The 19,912-nt window shown below is 55.3% G+C and carries 22 protein-coding genes and 1 riboswitch; all 22 genes read left to right on the top strand.

Annotation, left to right across the window (positions count from 1 at the left end):
• Positions 1–65 precede the first annotated feature (65 nt).
• The 22 genes from ychF to PAE68_RS00855 all read left to right on the top strand — a co-directional run bounded on the left by ychF (position 66) and on the right by PAE68_RS00855 (position 19,619).
• Complete coding sequence (gene ychF, locus PAE68_RS00960) at positions 66–1,166, top strand: redox-regulated ATPase YchF (RefSeq protein WP_281883211.1); 1,101 nt, start codon at positions 66–68, stop codon at positions 1,164–1,166.
• A gap of 149 nt (positions 1,167–1,315) precedes the next feature.
• Positions 1,316–2,395, top strand: a complete 1,080-nt coding sequence (gene prfA, locus PAE68_RS00955; RefSeq protein ID WP_281883209.1) for a peptide chain release factor 1 — start codon at positions 1,316–1,318, stop codon at positions 2,393–2,395.
• On the top strand, positions 2,388–3,356 hold the full coding sequence (gene prmC / locus PAE68_RS00950) for a peptide chain release factor N(5)-glutamine methyltransferase (RefSeq protein ID WP_281883207.1): 969 nt from the start codon (positions 2,388–2,390) through the stop codon (positions 3,354–3,356). Before prfA ends, prmC begins: the two co-directional genes overlap by 8 nt.
• 161 nt (positions 3,357–3,517) lie before the next feature.
• The gene (gene spoIIR / locus PAE68_RS00945; RefSeq protein WP_281883206.1) at positions 3,518–4,375 is read left to right on the top strand and encodes a stage II sporulation protein R; all 858 of its coding nucleotides are present in this window, start codon (positions 3,518–3,520) and stop codon (positions 4,373–4,375) included.
• A gap of 174 nt (positions 4,376–4,549) precedes the next feature.
• The gene (locus tag PAE68_RS00940) at positions 4,550–5,617 is read left to right on the top strand and encodes an L-threonylcarbamoyladenylate synthase (protein ID WP_281883204.1); all 1,068 of its coding nucleotides are present in this window, start codon (positions 4,550–4,552) and stop codon (positions 5,615–5,617) included.
• 258 nt (positions 5,618–5,875) lie between these two features.
• Positions 5,876–6,439: a manganese efflux pump MntP gene (locus PAE68_RS00935; RefSeq protein ID WP_281883202.1), complete on the top strand. Its 564-nt coding sequence runs from the start codon at positions 5,876–5,878 to the stop codon at positions 6,437–6,439.
• 104 nt (positions 6,440–6,543) lie between these two features.
• Positions 6,544–7,137, top strand: coding sequence for a low molecular weight protein arginine phosphatase (locus PAE68_RS00930; RefSeq protein ID WP_281883200.1), 594 nt, complete (start codon positions 6,544–6,546; stop codon positions 7,135–7,137).
• 54 nt (positions 7,138–7,191) lie between these two features.
• Positions 7,192–7,272, top strand: a riboswitch (ZMP/ZTP riboswitch).
• 107 nt (positions 7,273–7,379) lie between these two features.
• Positions 7,380–7,838: a ribose 5-phosphate isomerase B gene (gene rpiB / locus PAE68_RS00925; RefSeq protein ID WP_281883198.1), complete on the top strand. Its 459-nt coding sequence runs from the start codon at positions 7,380–7,382 to the stop codon at positions 7,836–7,838.
• 45 nt (positions 7,839–7,883) lie between these two features.
• Positions 7,884–8,507 (top strand): TIGR01440 family protein, encoded by a 624-nt coding sequence (locus tag PAE68_RS00920; protein WP_281883196.1) that lies wholly within the window; start codon positions 7,884–7,886, stop codon positions 8,505–8,507.
• Positions 8,508–8,551: 44 nt separating this feature from the next.
• Positions 8,552–9,799, top strand: coding sequence for a serine hydroxymethyltransferase (gene glyA, locus PAE68_RS00915; RefSeq protein ID WP_281883194.1), 1,248 nt, complete (start codon positions 8,552–8,554; stop codon positions 9,797–9,799).
• A gap of 180 nt (positions 9,800–9,979) precedes the next feature.
• Positions 9,980–10,609 (top strand): uracil phosphoribosyltransferase, encoded by a 630-nt coding sequence (upp, locus tag PAE68_RS00910; protein ID WP_281883192.1) that lies wholly within the window; start codon positions 9,980–9,982, stop codon positions 10,607–10,609.
• A 123-nt stretch (positions 10,610–10,732) separates the two neighbouring features.
• Positions 10,733–11,875: a non-hydrolyzing UDP-N-acetylglucosamine 2-epimerase gene (wecB, locus tag PAE68_RS00905; protein ID WP_281883190.1), complete on the top strand. Its 1,143-nt coding sequence runs from the start codon at positions 10,733–10,735 to the stop codon at positions 11,873–11,875.
• 192 nt (positions 11,876–12,067) lie between these two features.
• A complete protein-coding gene (locus PAE68_RS00900; protein WP_281883188.1) occupies positions 12,068–12,301 on the top strand; it encodes an AtpZ/AtpI family protein in 234 nt (77 codons plus the stop codon).
• A 1-nt stretch (position 12,302) separates the two neighbouring features.
• Entirely contained in the window at positions 12,303–12,680 is a 378-nt protein-coding gene (locus PAE68_RS00895; RefSeq protein ID WP_281883186.1) for an ATP synthase subunit I, read from the top strand.
• Positions 12,681–12,712: 32 nt separating this feature from the next.
• Positions 12,713–13,525: a F0F1 ATP synthase subunit A gene (gene atpB, locus PAE68_RS00890; protein WP_281883184.1), complete on the top strand. Its 813-nt coding sequence runs from the start codon at positions 12,713–12,715 to the stop codon at positions 13,523–13,525.
• Between the two features lie 70 nt (positions 13,526–13,595).
• Positions 13,596–13,811 carry a F0F1 ATP synthase subunit C gene (atpE, locus tag PAE68_RS00885; protein WP_281883182.1) on the top strand — a complete coding sequence of 72 codons (216 nt, stop codon included), beginning with the start codon at positions 13,596–13,598 and terminating at the stop codon, positions 13,809–13,811.
• A gap of 84 nt (positions 13,812–13,895) precedes the next feature.
• Positions 13,896–14,381 carry a F0F1 ATP synthase subunit B gene (gene atpF / locus PAE68_RS00880; RefSeq protein WP_281883180.1) on the top strand — a complete coding sequence of 162 codons (486 nt, stop codon included), beginning with the start codon at positions 13,896–13,898 and terminating at the stop codon, positions 14,379–14,381.
• Positions 14,381–14,932 (top strand): F0F1 ATP synthase subunit delta, encoded by a 552-nt coding sequence (locus PAE68_RS00875; RefSeq protein ID WP_281883178.1) that lies wholly within the window; start codon positions 14,381–14,383, stop codon positions 14,930–14,932. Before atpF ends, PAE68_RS00875 begins: the two co-directional genes overlap by 1 nt.
• Before the next feature lie 15 nt (positions 14,933–14,947).
• On the top strand, positions 14,948–16,462 hold the full coding sequence (atpA, locus tag PAE68_RS00870; RefSeq protein WP_281883176.1) for a F0F1 ATP synthase subunit alpha: 1,515 nt from the start codon (positions 14,948–14,950) through the stop codon (positions 16,460–16,462).
• A gap of 156 nt (positions 16,463–16,618) precedes the next feature.
• The gene (gene atpG / locus PAE68_RS00865) at positions 16,619–17,476 is read left to right on the top strand and encodes an ATP synthase F1 subunit gamma (RefSeq protein WP_281883174.1); all 858 of its coding nucleotides are present in this window, start codon (positions 16,619–16,621) and stop codon (positions 17,474–17,476) included.
• Positions 17,477–17,684: 208 nt separating this feature from the next.
• Positions 17,685–19,091, top strand: a complete 1,407-nt coding sequence (atpD, locus tag PAE68_RS00860) for a F0F1 ATP synthase subunit beta (protein WP_281883172.1) — start codon at positions 17,685–17,687, stop codon at positions 19,089–19,091.
• Positions 19,092–19,211: 120 nt separating this feature from the next.
• Positions 19,212–19,619, top strand: a complete 408-nt coding sequence (locus tag PAE68_RS00855) for a F0F1 ATP synthase subunit epsilon (RefSeq protein ID WP_281883170.1) — start codon at positions 19,212–19,214, stop codon at positions 19,617–19,619.
• The last annotated feature ends 293 nt before the right edge of the window (positions 19,620–19,912 follow it).

Raw genomic sequence — 19,912 nt, 5'->3', positions numbered from 1 at the left:
CCTATGGGATATAATATAATGTCAGGATAAGAAATTTCGGTGTCATATAAGGAGCTGTCTATATAATGAGTCTTTCTTGCGGAATTGTCGGACTACCGAACGTAGGCAAGTCGACGCTGTTCAATGCGATTACACAGGCTGGCGCGGAATCAGCCAACTATCCGTTCTGTACGATCGACCCGAACGTCGGTGTCGTTGAAGTGCCGGACGAGCGTCTTGCGAAGCTGGCGGAGCTGGTCAATCCGCAGCGCATCGTACCGACGGCATTCGAGTTCGTCGATATTGCAGGTCTTGTGAAGGGTGCGAGCAAGGGTGAGGGTCTTGGGAACAAATTCCTTGCGAACATTCGCGAGGTGGACGCGATCGTGCAGGTGGTGCGTTGCTTCCAGGACGATAACATTACACACGTATCTGGCAAGGTCGATCCGATCAGCGACATTCAGACGATTAACCTGGAGCTGATCTTAGCTGATGTCGACTCGGTCGATAAGCGCATTGAGCGCTCGCGCAAAAATATGAAGGGCGGCGACAAGAAGTACGCCCAAGAGGTCGAGTGTCTGGAGCGCGTGAAGGAAGCGTTGTACAACGAGAAGCCGGCGCGTAGCGTGGAGCTGACCGATGAGGAGCGCTTGCTCATTCGCGACCTGCATCTTCTGACGATGAAGCCGGTGCTGTACGCGGCGAACGTGAACGAGTCGGAAGCGGCAAATGCGGACGATAATCCGTATGTGCAGCAGGTGCGGGAATTCGCAGCTCTTGAGGGCGCAGAGGTGGTGCCGATCAGCGCGAAGGTGGAGTCCGAGATCGCGGAGCTTGAGGGCGAGGACAAGGAGATGTTCCTCGAGGAGCTCGGCTTGACCGAATCCGGCTTGAACCGTCTCATTCGTGCAGCGTATAAGCTGCTTGGCTTGTACACGTATTTCACAGCTGGCGTGCAAGAGGTTCGCGCATGGACGATCCGCAAGGGCATGAAGGCGCCGCAGGCGGCTGGCGTCATTCATACCGACTTCGAGCGCGGCTTCATTCGCGCAGAGGTGGTCGGCTACGACGATCTCGTCGGCGCAGGCTCGATGAGTGCAGCCAAGGAGAAGGGAACCGTACGTCTTGAGGGCAAGGAATATGTCGTGCAGGACGGCGACGTGATGCACTTCCGTTTCAACGTGTAGCCTGTAGCCTGACGAAGCACGGCGCATGCAGCGATGAGACAGCGTGGGTAGTCAAGAGTATTGCCGTCATGCACGGTGGGGATGGAAGGCATAGGAAAGAGCATGAGCACGCTCTGAAGCGTGAAAGGGAAGGGAAGGGTGAACGATAGATGCTGGACCGTTTACAAGCATTAGCCGATCGTTATGAGAAGCTGAGCGAGCTGCTGTGCGACCCGGACGTAGCCGGGGATGCGAAGAAGCTGCGCGAATATTCGAAGGAGCAATCCGACCTGCAGGAGACGTACGATACGTACATGGAATACAAGAGCGTCTACGAGCAGCATGAGGCAGCCAAGTCGATGCTGAATGAGAAGCTCGACGATGAGATGAAGGAGCTCGTGAAGCTGGAGCTCGACGAGCTGTCTGAGCGCAAGGAGCAGCTGGAGGAGAAGATTAAGGTGCTCATGATGCCGAAGGACCCGAATGACGACAAGAACGTCATCGTGGAAATTCGCGGCGCCGCGGGCGGCGACGAGGCGGCGCTGTTCGCCTCCGACTTGTACCGGATGTACTCGAAGTTCGCGGATACGCAGGGCTGGCGTACGGAGGTGCTGGAGGCCAGCGTTAGCGACCTCGGCGGCTTTAAGGAAATTATTTTCATGGTGAACGGCAAGGGTGCCTACAGCAAGCTGAAGTTCGAGAGCGGAGCGCATCGCGTGCAGCGTATTCCGGCGACGGAGTCGGGCGGACGTATCCATACGTCGACGGCAACGGTCGGGGTCATGCCGGAGATGGAGGAGTTCGACATCGAGATTCACGACTCAGACATTCGCGTCGATACGTTCTGCTCCAGCGGCGCGGGCGGTCAGTCCGTTAATACGACGAAGTCGGCGGTGCGCGTGACGCACGTTCCGACGGGCATTGTAGCGACGTGTCAGGACGGCAAGTCGCAGAACTCGAACAAGGAGAAGGCGCTGCAGGTGCTTCGCGCCCGTATCTTCGACAAGATGCAGCAGGAGGAGATGGAGAAGTACGGCGCCGAGCGCAAGAGCAAGGTCGGCACGGGCGATCGCTCGGAGCGTATTCGGACGTACAACTTCCCGCAGAGCCGTGTGACCGATCACCGCATCGGCTTAACGCTGCATCGACTAGATTCCGTGCTGAACGGCGATATGGAGGAGATCATCTCCGCCCTTACGATTGCCGCCCAGACCGACCAGATGGAAAAAGGAGAATACGCCGGTGCTTAACGAACGGCGATTAACGATACGTGAAGCCTATGTTGAGGCTTCTTCTTTTTTGCGCGGGTATGGTGTGCGGGAGCCGGAGTCGAATGCACAGCGGCTGCTCGAATATGTGCTCGAGGAGAGCCGTACGGGGCTATTGCTGCGCTGGAGCGAGCCGTTCCCGGAGCGTCTTGCGGAGCGATGGCAGCAGCTGCTCGAGCGGAAGGCGGCAGGGGAGCCGGTGCAATATATGATTGGCGAACAGGAGTTCTATGGACTGCCGTTCCGGGTCAGTCCTGCGGTGTTGATCCCAAGGCCGGAGACGGAGCTGCTGGTCGAGGAGCTCGTTCGTCTTGGGAAGCGGATGTGGCCGGAGACATGTGAGGGTAGGGAGCAGCTGGTGCACGGGCAAGAGCTAGAGGATGCGGCAAGTGCTGGCCGCGGAACTGTGTCTAGGCTGGGAAACAGCCCGACCGTGTGCGATATCGGGACGGGCAGCGGGGCGATTGCGGTGACGATTGCGACGCAATGTCCAGGCTGGCGCGTGCTCGCCTCGGACTTGTCGGAGGCGGCGCTGAAGCAGGCGCAGCACAATGCGGAGCTGAACGGGGTGGCCGACCGAATCGAATGGAGCGAGGGAGATCTGCTTCAGCCTTGGATCGAGCGGGCAGAGCGAATAGATCTGCTCGTGTCCAACCCTCCATACATCCCGGATTCGGATGAAAATGGCCTTCAGCCGGAGGTGCGGCTGTACGAGCCGCATATGGCGCTGTTCGGAGGTGCGGACGGACTGACGCTCTACCGCCGTATGGTGGCACAGCTTCACGAGCTGCCGCAGCTGCCGCGCGTCGTCGGCTTCGAGGTCGGGCAAGGTCAGGCCGAGGCGGTACGGGAGCTGCTGCTTGATGCTGCCGAGTGGGACGAGGTATATATCGTCGATGATCTGGCTGGCATCGGCCGGCACGTTATTGCGTATCGTTCCTAGAATAACGGTACTTGAAAGCTTTTTATAAAAAAATAAAAGCACCGCGTTTAAACTCTCTCAATCTCGGAAACAATAAGAACTAGAATCGATAGATTCGAAGGCGATGCCATCATTCAGATTCATTCTTAGGATACGAAATGGTTGAGAGGGGCGCGGTGTACATGGTTAAACGGGTCAATGTAAAGCCGTATTTATATTTAGGATTTGCTCTAGTGATGCTGCTGATGTGCTGGGAGTCGGGCAAGGCGAACGCGATGCTGTTCGAGGCGAAGGCGAAGTCGGCTGTTGATGCAAGTGTCATTCCACAGGAGTCGATTCGACTGCGTATCTTGGCGAACTCCGATTCGCCGACGGATCAATGGATTAAGCGCGAGGTGCGCGATGCGATAATCGAGCAGATGAACGCGTGGGTCGCGGAGCCAGACGGGATCGAGGCGGCGCGCGAGACAGTGAAGTCCCGTCTGCCAGAGCTTGAGGCTGTGGTGGAAAAGACGCTGCGCGATAACGGCTTCGACTATACATATCAGGTAGAACTAGGCGTCGTTCCATTCCCGACGAAGATGTACGGCAATCAAGTGTACCCGGCTGGTGAGTATGAGGCGCTGCGTGTGTCGATCGGCGAGGCGGAAGGTCAGAACTGGTGGTGCGTGCTGTTCCCGCCGCTCTGCTTCGTCGATTCCGAGATGGTCGTGAAGAAGGACAACAAGGCGTACGCGGCATCGGCTGAGGACGAGGCTGCACCGAACGATGGTAAGACGGATGCTGGCGCTGCGAACGGGAAAGCTGCGGAGAAGGATGCGGCTCGTAAGGCAGACCAGTCCGATAAGTCGAGCAAGTCTGTAACTGCGGCATCGGCTGTGCAGAAGGAAGCGGGGGCGGGCAAGACGGCTTCTGGCGCTGCAGAGCAGGCTCAGAAGGATGCAGAAGGCGGCAAGGAAGCTGCTGCAGGCAAGGAGCAGCCGGAGGTGCGCTTCTTCCTGTGGGATATGCTGAAGGAAGTATTCGCTTGGTTCGCGTAAGGAATAGAGCTCAGATGGAGATTGACCAGATGACCAGGAATCATCTTGCGAAGCGGGAGTCGGGTCGGCGACATGCTCGGAGAGGCTGGACGCTCGGGTGTGTCGAACGACCTTGTGTGCTGGTACAGTGGTCGGATCGTCCTTAGAGGAGAAGCTGGTGCAAGGAGTGTTGTTATGAATATCGAGACGAAAATGTGGCTCGTGCATGCCTCCTGTCCGCAAGAGGAGCAGATACAGGAAGCCGCGGCTTGGCTGCGTGAAGGGCGGACGGTCGCCTTCCCGACGGAGACGGTGTATGGCCTAGGAGCGGATGCGCGCAGCACAGAGGCGGTGGCGGCGATCTTCGAGGCGAAGGGCCGTCCGTCGGATAATCCGCTCATCGTTCATCTGGCCGATCGGTCTCAGCTAACGGAGCTTACTGCTTCGCCGGAGGAGGCCGTCTTGTGCTTGTTGGACGCGTTCTGGCCGGGTCCGCTGACGGTCGTGCTGCCCGTCCGGGAGGGCGTGCTGTCCCCGCTCGTGACGGCGGGGCTGTCTACGGTCGGGGTACGCATCCCCGACCATCCGGTGGCCCGGGCGCTGATCGCCGCCGCGGGCTGTCCGGTTGCGGCCCCGAGTGCGAACCGCTCGGGGCGGCCGAGCCCGACGCTGGCGGCGCATGTGCTCGAGGATCTCGGCGGTCGTATCGCCGGGATCGTGGATGGCGGCGCCGCCGGCGTCGGGGTGGAATCGACCGTCGTCGAGTATCGCGACGGGACGGTGTATGTGCTGCGCCCGGGCGGGGTCACCGCGGGCGAGCTGGCGCGCACGCTGCCTGACGGCGTGCGCCTGGTGATGGCGGCAGAGGCTGCGCCTGCCGCTGAGGAGACGCCGCGCGCACCGGGCATGAAATATGCCCACTACGCGCCGCGCGGGCTGCTGACGATCGTGCATGGCCACGATCGCGAGGCGGTGCTCGCGCGCATGCGGCGCGAGCTGGAGGCTGCGCGCGCCCGCGGGGAGCGGACGGGCGCGCTGCTGCTGGGCGGGCACGCGGAGGCGGTGCCCGCGGACCATGTGTCGGTCTGCGGCGAGCGGACCGACCTTGAGCTTGTGGCGCGCGGCTTGTATGCCGCGCTGCGCGCCTTCGACGAGGCTGGCGCCTCGTTCATCGTCGCCGAGGCTTGCCCGGAGACCGGCCTCGGCGAAGCGATCATGAACCGGCTGCGTAAGGCCGCCGGCGGACGCGAGCTGCACGTGTAGCAACGTGCTGAGCCTTATCCCGCGCGCCGCCAACCGTGCCGCAGCCCCTGCCTCGCCTCGCCGCAGCCCTCACACGGGCCAGCGCAGTCGCCTCAAGCAGGCGAAGCTTCGCCACTGCCCATCGCCACCGCCTACACCGCTGCCATAGCCTACGTTGTCCCTGCTCAGCACTCATGTCTTTCCTTAACGCCCGCGGCAGACATGTTTGCCCCTTGTCCTGCATACGTTGTTTAGGAATGGGACAGGGGGTTAGGAAGCATGGACTTGGCAGCACCGTTATTGTGGGGACAGCTCGTCTCCATTGGATTACTTGCGCTGGCGCTAGGGTTCGACGCGCTGTCGCTAGGGCTTGGCATCGGGATGAGAGGGATCAGGAAGCTTGATATTGTCAGAATCGGCCTCGTCACGGCGCTGTTCCATATGATCATGCCGCTCGCTGGCGTCTGGACAGGCAGCTTCCTGAGCTCCATTCTCGGACAAGTGGCTACCGTATGCGGCGGCGTGCTGCTGCTCGTGCTGGGCGCTCATATGGTGTACAACGTGCTGCGCGGCGATGAATCGTCGGGCTACGATCCCCGATCGTTCTGGGGCTTGCTGCTGTTCGCGTTCAGCGTGAGCGTCGATTCGTTCTCTGTCGGCATATCACTCGGGATGTTTGCCGGTGACGTATGGCTGACGATTCTGTTGTTCGGAGCTGCTGGAGGACTGATGACGATGCTGGGCCTGCTGCTCGGCCGACGTGTGGGCGAATGGTTTGGTGATTACGGAGAGGCGCTCGGCGGCGTCATTTTGATCGCATTCGGCATCCATTTTATCATATAAACGAGAGAGAACTCCCATAATTACTCACAATTGAGGTACACTATAGCAAGAATAAGCAGCAGCGCTCCACACCTACGGATGTATGGAAAGAGGGGGAAACGAAGATGAACCGAATCTTATTCGTATGCACGGGCAACACATGCCGAAGTCCCATGGCCGAAGGAATGATGAAGTCGCTGATCGAGAAGGCCGGGCTGACGGGCCTTGAGGTTCGCTCTGCCGGAGTATCGGCCTTCACGGGAATGCCTGTATCCGATCATGCTCGCACGGTGCTGCAAGAGAAGGGCTGTGCGCTGACCGACGGCTCGAAGCTGCTGGACGAGGAGCTCGTACAGTGGGCCGATCTCGTATTGACGATGACCGCAAGTCATAAGCGGCATACGATTCAGCTCCATCCAGAGGCTGTCGATAAGGTGCACACGCTGAAGGAGTACGTAGCGGAGGGCGGCGGTAAGGATGAGCGCACGATTGCCGAGCTGGAGAGCTTGCTGAGCAGCATTCAGCTGAAGCAGGCGCTGTCCGAGCCGATTACCGATGAGGAGCGTATGCGCATCATAGCTCTGGAGAAGGAGCTGCCGAGCCATGACATTTCCGATCCTTTCGGAGGCCCCTACAGTCTGTATGCGGCTTGCGCGGAGGAGATCGAGGAAGGCTTACACAAGCTCGTGGACAAGCTGAAGCGGCTGCGGGAAGCGTGAGAAGTTAGGCTTTACAGGCCAGCGTGACTTAGGATATGATTGGGTTATAGATGTGAGACCCGATGTAACTGGCGACGAGTGGAAGTAACCACGGTGGAGCATTGGGATATACGGCCGGTCGCCTGGGCAAAGAGCAGCATTTCGCGTCAATTCGACGCGGGTGCCATGCTCTTTTTTCGTTTTTTGTCGCTGATGTTTTGGGTTATAATGAAATCGACAATAGCGAGGAGGCGAGTTGGATTATGAAAATTGCAATGGGTGCGGATCACGCGGGCTACAGACTGAAGGATGTCATCAAGCCGTTCATCGAGGAGCTTGGTCATGAGGTTATCGATTATGGCTGCAGCTGTGCAGATTCGGTCGATTACCCGGATTATGCGCTGCAGGTGTGCGAGAAGGTCGTATCGGGTGAAGCGGACAAGGGCATTCTCATCTGCGGCACGGGCATCGGCATGACGATTGCGGCTAACAAGGTGCCTGGCATTCGCTGCGCGCTTGTCCATGACCTGTTCTCGGCTAAGGCGACGCGTGAGCACAACGATTCGAACGTGCTGTCGCTCGGCGAGCGTGTCGTCGGCCCTGGCGTTGCGCAGGAGATCGTGAAGATCTGGCTCGAGACGGAATTCTCCCAAGGCGAGCGTCATCAGAACCGTGTCAACAAGGTGAAGGCGCTTGAAGATAAGTATGCGCTGCATCCTTAAGCAGAGGCTTTCCTTACGTCGTTGTGTGGAAAGGAGCGTGTCCGCATGAGTCAGCTGCACATCGAAGGTACGCTCGAGCTGGAAGCGAGAGTTCGTGCTCAAGTGGAGACGATTGTGCGCGAGGTGGCGGCGGTCAGCAAGCTGCGTCAAGGTCAGCTGCTCGTCATCGGGACGAGCACCAGTGAGGTGCTCGGTGCGCATATCGGCACATCTGGCAGTCTTGCCGTCGCTCGCAGCATCTATGAAGCGGTCGAGGCCGTCAGGGCAGAGCTCGGCTTCTATCCGGTCTATCAATGCTGCGAGCATCTGAACCGGGCGCTCGTGCTGGAGCGCGAGGCGCTGGAGCGATACGGACTCGATGAGGTCAGCGTCGTCCCTGTGCCGAAGGCTGGTGGCTCGATGGCAGCCTATGCGTTCTCGCAGCTGCGGGAGGCGGTCGTCGTCGAGGAGGTACAGGCTCATGCCGGCCTCGATATCGGGGGTACTCTGATCGGCATGCATCTGAAGCGGGTCGCGGTACCATTCAAGACGTCCGTTCGTCATGTCGGCGAGGCGTTCGTGCAGGCCGCCTACACGCGTCCGAAGCTGATCGGCGGCGTCAGAGCGGTGTATGAGGCGAATGCGGGCTTGCAGGAGCTGCAGCCGCAAGCGGCTGGCAGCTGCGATTAACTATATATTCAACTACATTCATTCACATTGGAGGCTATACGATTATGGAATTTCTACGCAAGCAAGATCCGAAGATTGTTGAAGCAATGAACCTGGAGCTTGGCCGTCAGCGCGACAAGATCGAGCTGATCGCCTCCGAGAACTTCGTCAGCCCAGCGGTGCTGGAGGCGCTCGGTACGGTGCTCACGAACAAGTATGCGGAAGGCTACCCGCACAAGCGCTACTATGGCGGCTGTGAGTACGTTGACATCGTGGAAGACATCGCACGCGATCGTGCGAAGGAGCTGTTCGGTGCAGAGCATGTTAACGTTCAGCCTCACTCGGGCGCACAGGCGAACCTTGCGGTCTATCTGGCAGCGGTGAAGGCTGGCGAGACGATCCTCGGTATGAACCTGGCGCACGGTGGTCACTTGACGCACGGCAGCCCGGTTAACGCATCCGGCATCCTCTATAACTTCGTAGCTTACGGCGTAAGTGAGACCGATTCCCGCATCGATTATGAGGAAGTGCGTAAGGCGGCGTTCAAGCATAAGCCTCGTCTGATCGTAGCGGGTGCGAGCGCGTATCCGCGCATTATCGATTTCGAGAAAATGGCGAGCATCGCGAACGACGTAGGCGCGCTCTTCATGGTCGATATGGCGCATATCGCGGGTCTTGTGGCAGCAGGTCTTCACCCGAACCCAGTGCCGCACGCGCACTTCGTAACGACGACGACGCACAAGACGCTGCGCGGTCCGCGCGGCGGTATGATTCTGTGCCGCAAGCCTTGGGCAGCTGCGATTGACAAGGCTGTATTCCCGGGCACGCAGGGCGGTCCGCTGATGCACGTCATTGCGGCGAAGGCCGTTGCATTCGGCGAGGCGCTGCAGCCAGAGTTCAAGACGTACGCTCAGAACGTCGTGAAGAACGCGAAGGTGCTGTCCGAGACGCTGCTTGCTGAAGGTGTGAACCTTGTGTCCGGCGGTACAGATAACCATCTGATGCTGATCGACCTGCGCAGCCTGAACATTACAGGCAAGGATGCCGAGCATCTGCTTGACGAGGTTGGTCTGACGGTGAACAAGAACGCGATTCCGTTCGATCCGGCGAAGCCGATGGTCACTAGCGGTGTTCGCGTAGGTACTGCTGCTGTCACGGCTCGCGGTATGAACGAGGAAGCGATGAAGACGATCGCGAAGATCATTGCATTGACGCTCAAGAACCCGACGGACGAAGCGGTGCTTGAGAAGGCGCGCGGCATGGTGAAGGATCTGACTGCACAGTTCCCGCTTTATCCAGGTCTGACATACTAAGCTGCACGTACGCTTGACAGTGACAGGAATGAACCGGTTCTCTCTCTTAGCAGGGGGCCGGTTCTTTTTGTTCCACGTGGCACAAAGTTCCTGATCAACTGGGATATATGAAGAGACTTGTGGTATAATAGACAAGATATGGCGAAATCGCCTGTTCAACGTTTTAGGGGGAGCCGAAGCATGGGAAAAGTATTCGTTTGCGATCATCCGCTCATTCAACATAAATTAACATATATTCGGGATGAGAGTACGACCACCAAGGATTTCCGCGAGCTCGTAGACGAAGTAGCTACGCTCATGGCGTACGAAATTACAAGGGATATTCCGCTAGAGAAGGTTGAAGTACGCACGCCAGTAGCGAAAGCGGACTGCCGGGTCATATCGGGCCGAATGCTCGGTCTTATTCCTATTCTGCGGGCGGGGCTTGGGATGGTGGATGGCATTCTGAAGCTCGTTCCGGCCGCCAAGGTCGGGCATATCGGCTTATATCGAGATCCGAATACGCTTGAGCCAGTCGAGTATTATGCGAAGCTGCCTACCGATGTGCAGGAGCGTGAGCTGATCGTCATCGACCCCATGCTGGCGACCGGAGGCTCGGCTATAGCGGCCATTCAGGCGCTTAAGAACCGTGGCTGCACCCAGATGAAGCTGATGTGTCTTATTGCGGCTCCAGAGGGCGTTCAGGCGGTTCAGCAGGCGCATTCGGACGTCGACCTGTATGTGGCAGCGATCGATGATCAGCTGAACGAGCACGGATATATTGTTCCCGGCCTTGGGGACGCGGGAGATCGTCTGTTTGGCACGAAGTAAAGCAGCGCTGCATAAAGTGGTATAAGCGCGATTGGCGCTGGAAGCAGCTGGCGAGGGACTCGGCTTGGCTATGCCAAATTCGAGGCTTGTCCTATTATTGAAATGGTGAGAGGAGCCGTTCGCGTGAGTAAAACGAAGATTATTACGATTTTTGGGACAAGGCCGGAGGCCATCAAGATGGCGCCGCTTGTTAAGGAGCTGGAGAAGCATCCGGACCATATTGAATCCATAGTCGCCGTTACGGCACAGCATCGTCAGATGCTTGACCAAGTGCTCGACATTTTTGACATCAAGCCGAATTACGATCTGGATGTGATGAAGGAGCGCCAGACGCTCAATGAAATTACGATCCGCGTTCTGCAGGGGCTCGACCCCGTGTTCAAGCAGGAGAAGCCGGATCTTATTCTTGTGCACGGAGATACGTTAACGACGTTCCTCGCGAGCTACGCAGCGTTCCTACAGCAGATTCAGGTCGGTCATGTGGAGGCAGGACTGCGCACCTGGAACAAGCTCTCTCCTTATCCAGAGGAGATGAATCGTCAGCTGACTGGCGTGTTAGCCGATCTGCACTTTGCTCCGACGGATTGGTCGGCAGGCAATCTGCGCAAGGAGAATAAGGCAGAGGATCGCATCTACATTACAGGCAATACGGTTACGGACGTATTCCAGTACACGGTGAATAAGGACTTCACGCATCCCGTTCTGGAATGGGCGAAGGGCAAGCGTCTGATTCTGATGACCGCTCATCGCAGGGAATCGCAGGGTGAGCCGCACCGCCAAATTTTCCGCGCTGTCCGCAGGCTGGCTGATACCTTCGACGATATTGCGATCGTCTACCCGGTGCATCCAAGTCCAGCTGTGAAGGAGCCGGCCTATGAGCTATTGAGCGGACACGAGCGCATCAAGCTGCTGGAGCCGTTCGATGTGGCGGAATTCCATAACATCTACCCGCACACTCATCTCATCTTGACGGACTCGGGCGGCATGCAGGAGGAGGCGCCTTCATTCGGTGTGCCGGTGCTGGTGCTGCGTGAGACGACGGAGCGTCCGGAAGGCATCGAGGCAGGAACGCTGGAGCTCGTAGGTACGGATGAAGAACGTGTGTTCGAGCGAGCGAGCGCCTTGCTTACCGACCAGGAGCTGTACAACCGGATGAGTCAGGCGGCCAATCCTTACGGAGACGGTACCGCATCGAAGCGGATTGTCGAGGCTATTTTGCACCACTTCGGGCATCGCGCCGAAAGACCTAAGCCGTTCCAGCCGTAGGTTGAGATGGCGAACGGTGACAATCTTATGACAAACATTACAGCGTACAGTTGTACTGTTTGGTTTTCGGATGCAAAAAATGCTTATGTATCAAGGGTTTAGGGCTGTTTGGGAAGCAGAAAATATGGAGGTGCCTTAATTGACAATGAAAGGTAGCTTCGATAAAATAAATGAGGATTGTCAGGGTATACTATGAGTCAAAAAGATCCATCATCTTCACCATGGCGTGCTGCCGCTCTAGTTGGGGCGCTAGGCATTGATGTTGTGGTCTGTACGTTGATTGGGTATTTTGGCGGAATTGCAGCCGGACAGCACTTCGGCAACCCGAAGGCTTGCTTGCTTGGAGGCGTATTCATCGGCCTGCTTACCGGGATTGTAACCGCCGCTCTCGTAATCAAAAAAGTACTGGAGGACCAAAAGGAATAGTATGCGAGACCAATTCCTATCGATTTATCGCGCCGCATTGTTCTTTTTGTCCGCACTGCTGCTTGTATGGGCCTTCGTCCCTGATTACAGAGTGTATGTGAACGGACTCATCCTGGGTTCGGCGGTTAGTCTGATCAATGCTTGGATCTTGTCCGTGAAGATCGAAGCGCTCACGAAAGTCATCTTGGACAAGTCGGAGGACAGCGGAAGAAGGCGCTTTAATATGGGGTTTATTTCCCGGATTAGCGTCGCCCTTCTTGCGATTATTATCGCTGTCAAAGTGCCGCATCTTTTTCATATCGCTGCTACAATTATCGGCTTCGCCTTTGTCCAGGTGGTAGTACTCCTTAAAGGCTTGTTTTTCAGCAGGAAGAAGTAGCTTGCACTACGTGGAAAGGAGGGGATAGCAACATGCATGAGTTTGCAACACTGCATCTTAGCAATGGGATGAAGATTGATATTTCTGCCTTTCTGAGCATCATCGTTACTTGTGTAATTGTGTTCGTGCTTGCTCGATTAGCCGTTCGAAATTTGTCGGTCACGAATCCGTCCAAAATGCAAAACTTTATGGAATGGATCGTCGAGTTCGTACATAACACGGTTGCCAGCACGATGCCGCTTCAGAGAGCAAAGCATTTCGTAGGTCTTGGAACAACGTTGATTCTGTTCATCTTCATCGCGAACCTGCTAGGCTTGCCATTCGGTGTACTTACCGAGCATGAGAAGCCGTTGACCTTGTTTGGCCAGACGGTAGTCTCGCAGGAGATGATTGATGCGGCGCATGATCACGCGAAAGAAGGAGATGGAGGACACCACGGCATGGTTCTCGCTTGGTGGAAATCTCCGACAGCCGATGTATCTGTTACATTCGGTCTTGCGATTATCGTATTCGTGCTCATTCACGTGCTCGGATTGAGGCTTAACACTAAGCATTATCTGAAGCACTACTTCGAGCCGTACTGGTTCTTCCTTCCGCTGAACCTGATCAAGGAATTGTCTAAGCCGCTTACGCTCGGTCTTCGTCTTTACGCGAACATCTTTGCGGGTGAGGTTTTGATCTCGACGATCTTGATGGCTGGCTTCTGGGGTATTCCGATGCTGGCGGCATGGCAAGGCTTCAGTATTTTCGTTGGTGCGATTCAGGCGTTCTTGTTCACGGTGCTTACGATGGTTTATATTTCGCAAGCAACGGTGCATCATGACGATGAGGCTCATGAGCATTAAGAGCTACATTTATAGTTTAAGAAGTCAAATATTTAACCTAATAAAGGTAAATTAGAGGAGGAAATTTAAAATGGCATTTCTAGCAGCAGCAATTGCAATCGGTTTGGCAGCATTCGGCGCAGGTATCGGTAACGGTATGATCGTAAGCAAGACAGTTGAGAGCATCGCTCGTCAGCCAGAGCAAAAAGGTACGCTTCAAACGACTATGTTTATCGGTGTAGGTATCGTCGAGGTTGTTCCGATCATCGCGGTCGTTCTTGCGTTCCTGATGTTCTTCGGAGCTTAATTCAAGAACAGGATCGTTTGGCGCGGAAGGACTGTACCTTCCACGCCTTCGTTTTGCTTACAACCAGCGAAAGGAGTTGTATAGATGCATTGGTTAACTGAATCGTTCGTGTTTGCGATTATTGCATTCGCATTGTTATATTGGCTGTTGAACAAGTACGCGCTAGGGCCGTTGTTCAACGTGATGGAAGAGCGCAGACGTATCATTGCTGAGCAAATCTCGAAGTCGGAGCAAGACCGCCGTGAAGCGGAGCAGCTCCTTAACGAGCAGAAGAAAGCGATGCAGGACGTGCGCAAGGAAGCACAAGGTATTCTCGAGCAAGCTCGCACGATGAGCAACAAGCAGACTCAGGATGCGCTGGATCAAGCTAAGGAAGAGGCTGCCCGTCTGAAGAGCGAGGCGCTTCGCGATATCGAGAATGAGAAGAACAAGGCGGTCGCTACCTTGAAGTCCCAAGTTAGTGCGATGTCTGTTCTGATCGCTTCCAAGATTATCGAGAAGCAAGTCGATGAGAAGTCGCAGGAGCAGCTGGTTGAGCACTACCTGAAAGAAGTAGGGGGCAACCAATAATGAGCAAGGACACCGTTGTAGCCAAAAGGTACGCAAAGGCCTTGTTCGAAATTGCTAAGGAACAGAACGTAGTCGGCCCGGTGAGCGAGGAGCTTAACGGTGTTCTGGCTGTGCTGCAAAGCGAGCAGGGCTTCAGCAAGCTGCTCTCGAGCCCGGGACTCAGCACGGAGTCGAAGAAGGAGCTTATACAGAACGTATTCGGCCAGCAAATATCTGAGCCTGTGCTGAATACGCTGAAGCTGCTCGTTGACAAACGCCGTGAAGAGCTCTTCGAGGCGCTAGTCAGCTACTATGCTGCGATTGCGAATGAGGCGACTGGACAAGCGAAGGCGATTGTATATACGCCGCACGCGTTGTCGGAAGCTGAAGAGCAGGGCATCGTCTCTACGTTCGGCCAATTAACAGGTAAACAAATCCGTGTGGAATCGGTTATTGATAAAAGCTTGCTCGGCGGTGTTCAAATCCGCATTGGCGACCGTCTGTATGACGGAAGCTTGTCCGGCAAGCTGAAGCGTCTGGAACGCGCATTGAATGAATCTCAAGCATTGTAGATAGGGGTGAGACGTTTGAGTATCAAACCTGAAGAAATCAGCACATTGATTAAGCAGCAGATTGAGAATTATAAATCCGAAATTCAAGTCGTAGACGTAGGTACGGTCATTCAGGTTGGTGACGGTATTGCGCGTGCGCACGGTCTCGAGAACGTCATGGCAGGCGAGCTGCTTGAGTTCCCGAACGGCGTACTCGGTTATGCGTTTAACCTTGAAGAAAGCAACGTCGGTATCGTTATTCTCGGTCCTTACACGGACATTCGTGAAGGCGACCAAGTGAAGCGCACAGGCCGCATCATGGAGGTTCCTGTAGGCGAAGCGATGCTGGGCCGCGTTGTGAACCCGCTCGGTCAGCCAGTTGACGGCAACGGCCCAATTAACACGACGCATTTCCGCCCGATCGAGTCCCCGGCACCAGGCGTTATGGATCGTAAATCGGTTCATGAGCCAATGCAAACGGGTATCAAGGCGATCGATGCTATGATTCCTGTAGGTCGCGGTCAGCGCGAGCTGATCATCGGTGACCGTCAAACAGGTAAAACAGCAATCGCGATTGACACGATCATCAACCAGAAGGGCAACGGCGTTAAGTGTATTTATGTAGCGATTGGCCAGAAGCAATCGACGGTTGTTGGTGTTGTCGAGCAGCTGCGTAAAGCGGGCGCTCTCGAGTACACGATCGTTGTTACCGCATCCGCATCTGAGCCGTCCCCAATGCTGTGGCTTGCTCCATACGCAGGCTGCACGATGGCCGAGTACTTCATGTACAAGGGCGAGCACGTTCTGATCGTATATGATGACCTGTCCAAGCAGGCAGCAGCTTACCGTGAGCTGTCCTTGCTCCTTCGCCGTCCTCCGGGTCGGGAAGCTTATCCAGGTGACGTCTTCTACCTGCACTCCCGTCTGCTTGAGCGCTCTGCGAAGCTGAGCGATGAGCTGGGTGGCGGTTCGATTACAGCTTTGCCGTTCATCGAGACGCAAGCGGGTGATGTATCTGCATACATCCCAACGAACGTTATTTCGATCACAGATGGTCAGATCTTCCTCGAGTCCGACTTGTTCTACTCCGGTCAGCGTCCGGCTGTTAACGTCGGTATCTCTGTATCCCGTGTAGGTGGATCTGCTCAGACGAAGGCGATGAAGAAGGTTGCCGGTACGCTCCGCGTAGACTTGGCGCAATACCGTGAGCTCGCGGCGTTCGCACAGTTCGGCTCCGACCTCGATAAGGCGACCCAAACTCGCTTGAACCGTGGTGTTCGTACGCTTGAAATTTTGAAGCAGGGCGTTAACCAGCCGATGAGCCTGGAGCGTCAGGTTGCTTCCTTGTATACGGTTGTTAAAGGCCACCTCGACGACATTCCAGTCGCTGATGTGCGTCGCTTCGAGGCGGAGTTCCTGAGCTTCCTCGATTCCAGCCGTCCAGAGATTCTGAACAGCATCCGCGATACGAAGGACTTGACTGCGGATAACGAGAAGGCTCTGACTGATGCCATCCAGCAGTTCAAAAAAGGGTTCGCCCGTTCTGAATAATAATGGTCATCCGGGCTTCTCCCGTTGAGAAGCTCGGTGGCTTAGGCTGAATTGGCTTGAGGATATAACCTCAAGTATGTGGAATGAAGGCTTATTCCCGACGAACGGCTAGCCCCGTCAGCTTGGGGGAAAGCCTCGAAAGAGAGGTGAGCAGGAATGGCAAAAGGTATGCGCGAAATTAAGCGCCAGATCAAGTCGACCCAGAACACGAAGCAGATCACGAAGGCGATGGAGATGGTCGCAGCAGCGAATCTGAGAAGATCGCAGAACGCCGCGGAAGCCGCTCGTCCTTATGCGGATAAGCTGAAGGAAGTGGTCGGTAGCATCGCTGCGGGCACGAAGGGTGTTAAGCACCCGATGCTTCAGATGCGTGAAATCAAGAAGACCGGATACCTCGTCATTACATCCGACCGTGGACTGGCAGGCGGCTACAATACGAACGTGCTTCGTAAAGTGATGAACGAAATTCGTGAGAAGCACAAGTCGACAGACGAGTATACGATTTTCGTGATTGGCCGCAAAGGTCGTGACTTCTTCGCGAAGCGCGGCATGCCGATTTCGAAAGAGATAACCGGTGTACCTGATTCTCCAACGTTCGCTGATATTAAATCGATCGCGAACGCCGCGGTAGAGGGCTTTGAGAACGGTTCATACGACCAGTTGTTCGTAGTCTATAACCAGTTCAAAAATGCGATTACCCAAATTCCGACGATTAAGCAGCTTCTCCCTATGGGTGAAGTTACTGGCGGGGTCGTATCTAGCTATGAGTACGAGCCGTCGCCGGAGGGTGTTCTCGAGATCTTGCTGCCGAAGTATGCCCAGACGCTGATCTTCAGCGCGCTGTTGGATGGCAAGGCCAGCGAGTTCGGTGCTCGTATGACTGCCATGAATAGTGCAACGAAGAATGCAACGAAGATGATTAGCAGCTACACGCTCGCTTACAACCGCGCACGTCAGGCTTCGATTACTCAGGAAATATCTGAGATCGTTGCAGGTGCGAACGCAAGCAGCTAAGAGCTTTAGGCTGTATAGGCCGAGGCTTCATTGGAATATATATTGTCGTTTTTGCTAGCGCAAAAACTGAAGTGAAAGCTTACGAAGTCGTTTTTGCTAGCGCAAAAACTTGAGGGAATGCTTACGAAGTAGTTTTGCCTGTGGCAAAACTTAAGCAAGATGCTTACGAAGTAGTTTTGCCTGTGGCAAAACTTGGAGGAGGGAAAACATGAGCAAGGGTCGCGTTGTGAATATCACAGGGCCGGTCGTCGACATTGAGTTTGAGCGTGGACACCTCCCTGAGATTCTGAATGCAATTCGTATTGAAGTCAAAGGTAAAGAAACTGGCGGCCAGGATGTGAGCCTGACGGTTGAGACCGCTGTTCACCTTGGTGACAACATGGTTCGCTGCGTAGCGATGTCTTCCACGGACGGTCTTGTTCGCGGAGCCGAAGCGGTTGACACGGGCGCTCCAATCTCCGTACCTGTAGGTCCATCAACACTTGGTCGTGTATTCAACGTGCTGGGTGATCCGATCGACGGTATTAATGAAGTAGACCGCACGCTTGTTAGCCCGATCCATAAGTCGGCTCCAGCGTTCGAGAATCTGTCTACGAAGGCAGAAATTCTTGAGACAGGTATCAAGGTTATCGACCTGATGGCTCCTTATGCAAAGGGTGGTAAGATCGGTCTGTTCGGCGGTGCCGGCGTAGGTAAGACGGTTACGATGCAGGAGCTTATCCACAACATCGCTCAGGAGCATGGCGGTATCTCCGTATTCGCAGGTGTTGGTGAGCGTACGCGTGAAGGTAACGACTTGTACCACGAGATGAAGGATTCCGGCGTTATTTCGAAGACCGCGATGGTATTCGGTCAGATGAACGAGCCGCCAGGCGCACGTCTTCGCGTAGCACTGTCCGGCTTGACGATGGCGGAATATTTCCGTGACGAAGAAGGCCGTGACGTTCTTCTGTTCGTTGATAACATCTTCCGCTTTACACAAGCAGGCTCCGAGGTATCCGCATTGCTTGGCCGTATGCCATCCGCGGTTGGTTACCAGCCAACGCTGGCAACCGAGATGGGTCAGCTGCAAGAGCGTATTACTTCGACAAAGAAAGGTTCCGTTACGTCCATCCAGGCGATCTACGTTCCTGCGGATGACTATACAGACCCGGCTCCAGCTACAGCGTTTGCTCACTTGGATGCAACGACGAACCTTGAGCGTAGCATCGCGGCTGCAGGTATTTTCCCTGCGGTTGACCCGCTGGCTTCCTCGTCGCGTATCCTGACACCGGAAATTCTCGGTGAAGAGCATTACCGTGTTGCTCAAGGCGTAAAGCAAATTTTGCAGCGCTATAAAGAGCTTCTTGATATCATCGCGATTCTCGGTATGGATGAGTTGTCCGATGAAGATAAGCTGATCGTACACCGTGCGCGCCGTCTTCGTCTGTTCTTGTCCCAGCCGCTTCACGTTGCGGAAGCGTTCAACGGTATTCCAGGACTGTACGTGCCGGTTAAAGAAACGGTTCGCAGCTTCAAGGAAATTCTGGAAGGTAAGCATGACAACCTGCCAGAGCCGGCTTTCCATAACGTAGGTACAATTGAAGACGCAATTGCGAAGGCAAAAACGCTTTAAAAATATATAGGCTCTCCTACAAGAGAGCCTAGCTTATGCTTACGAAGTGGCTTTCTTCGAAAGCCTAGCTTATGCTTACGAAGTGGCTTTCTTACGAAAGCCTTTAGGAGGGGAATCCAAGTGAGCACAATCCTGCTGGAAATTGTAACCCCGGAGCGCAAGGTGTTTGCTGAGCAAGCAAGCATGGTTATAGCCAAAGGGGTCGAAGGGGAGCTTGGAATTCTGCCGAATCACATTCCGCTGGTCACTCCTTTAAAAATCGGTTCGGTCACGGTAAAGCAGCCACAAAAGAAAGATGTGGTTATTGCGGTGAACGGTGGTTTTATGGAAGTGCGCAAGGATAAGGTGGTTATTCTGGCGGAAAGCGCCGAGCTGCCAGAGCAAATCGACGTCGACCGCGCGAAAGCGTCGAGAGAACGTGCTGAAAAGCGTCTGAAGGAAATCAAGCAAGCGAACGTTGATTTCAAGCGGGCGGAGCTTGCACTGCAGCGTGCGATGAACCGTTTGGATGTTTCCGAACGGAAATAAGCAATACGAAGACGAGGATGCTACATCCTCGTCTTTTTCTTTTGTTCTGCGATTAGTTGGGCAAAAATGTTAGACACCCTTAGGGCCATTTGATATAATTGGTGCGATGTGTATATTACGTTTCCTTATAGAAGTGATAAGGAATTCTTCTCAATGAATGGCCTGCCGGTGCTATTTTGTTTGAAAGCGTAATTTTTGTGCTCGGTGGGGAATAATGGTTGAAGGACTGTCCGAATAGACGAAGGCTCAAGGACGGTCTATGCGCATGAATGCAGCAGTTACATAAGGAGGCG

The organism is Paenibacillus sp. YYML68, assembly GCF_027923405.1.
Taxonomy (GTDB): domain Bacteria; phylum Bacillota; class Bacilli; order Paenibacillales; family NBRC-103111; genus Paenibacillus_G.
Note: the sequence above shows the minus strand (reverse complement) of the source record. Positions and strands in the feature narration are given on the sequence as shown.

Coding starts and splice junctions, on each gene's coding strand:
- ychF (WP_281883211.1), top strand. CDS start 66: ATGAGTCTTTCTTGCGGAATTGTCGGACTACCGAACGTAGGCAAGTCG.
- atpD (WP_281883172.1), top strand. CDS start 17,685: ATGAGCAAGGGTCGCGTTGTGAATATCACAGGGCCGGTCGTCGACATT.
- atpE (WP_281883182.1), top strand. CDS start 13,596: ATGGCATTTCTAGCAGCAGCAATTGCAATCGGTTTGGCAGCATTCGGC.
- atpG (WP_281883174.1), top strand. CDS start 16,619: ATGGCAAAAGGTATGCGCGAAATTAAGCGCCAGATCAAGTCGACCCAG.
- PAE68_RS00895 (WP_281883186.1), top strand. CDS start 12,303: ATGCGAGACCAATTCCTATCGATTTATCGCGCCGCATTGTTCTTTTTG.
- PAE68_RS00920 (WP_281883196.1), top strand. CDS start 7,884: ATGAGTCAGCTGCACATCGAAGGTACGCTCGAGCTGGAAGCGAGAGTT.
- rpiB (WP_281883198.1), top strand. CDS start 7,380: ATGAAAATTGCAATGGGTGCGGATCACGCGGGCTACAGACTGAAGGAT.
- PAE68_RS00875 (WP_281883178.1), top strand. CDS start 14,381: ATGAGCAAGGACACCGTTGTAGCCAAAAGGTACGCAAAGGCCTTGTTC.
- PAE68_RS00940 (WP_281883204.1), top strand. CDS start 4,550: ATGAATATCGAGACGAAAATGTGGCTCGTGCATGCCTCCTGTCCGCAA.
- atpF (WP_281883180.1), top strand. CDS start 13,896: ATGCATTGGTTAACTGAATCGTTCGTGTTTGCGATTATTGCATTCGCA.
- glyA (WP_281883194.1), top strand. CDS start 8,552: ATGGAATTTCTACGCAAGCAAGATCCGAAGATTGTTGAAGCAATGAAC.
- PAE68_RS00930 (WP_281883200.1), top strand. CDS start 6,544: ATGAACCGAATCTTATTCGTATGCACGGGCAACACATGCCGAAGTCCC.
- PAE68_RS00900 (WP_281883188.1), top strand. CDS start 12,068: ATGAGTCAAAAAGATCCATCATCTTCACCATGGCGTGCTGCCGCTCTA.
- atpB (WP_281883184.1), top strand. CDS start 12,713: ATGCATGAGTTTGCAACACTGCATCTTAGCAATGGGATGAAGATTGAT.
- upp (WP_281883192.1), top strand. CDS start 9,980: ATGGGAAAAGTATTCGTTTGCGATCATCCGCTCATTCAACATAAATTA.
- prfA (WP_281883209.1), top strand. CDS start 1,316: ATGCTGGACCGTTTACAAGCATTAGCCGATCGTTATGAGAAGCTGAGC.
- spoIIR (WP_281883206.1), top strand. CDS start 3,518: ATGGTTAAACGGGTCAATGTAAAGCCGTATTTATATTTAGGATTTGCT.
- PAE68_RS00935 (WP_281883202.1), top strand. CDS start 5,876: ATGGACTTGGCAGCACCGTTATTGTGGGGACAGCTCGTCTCCATTGGA.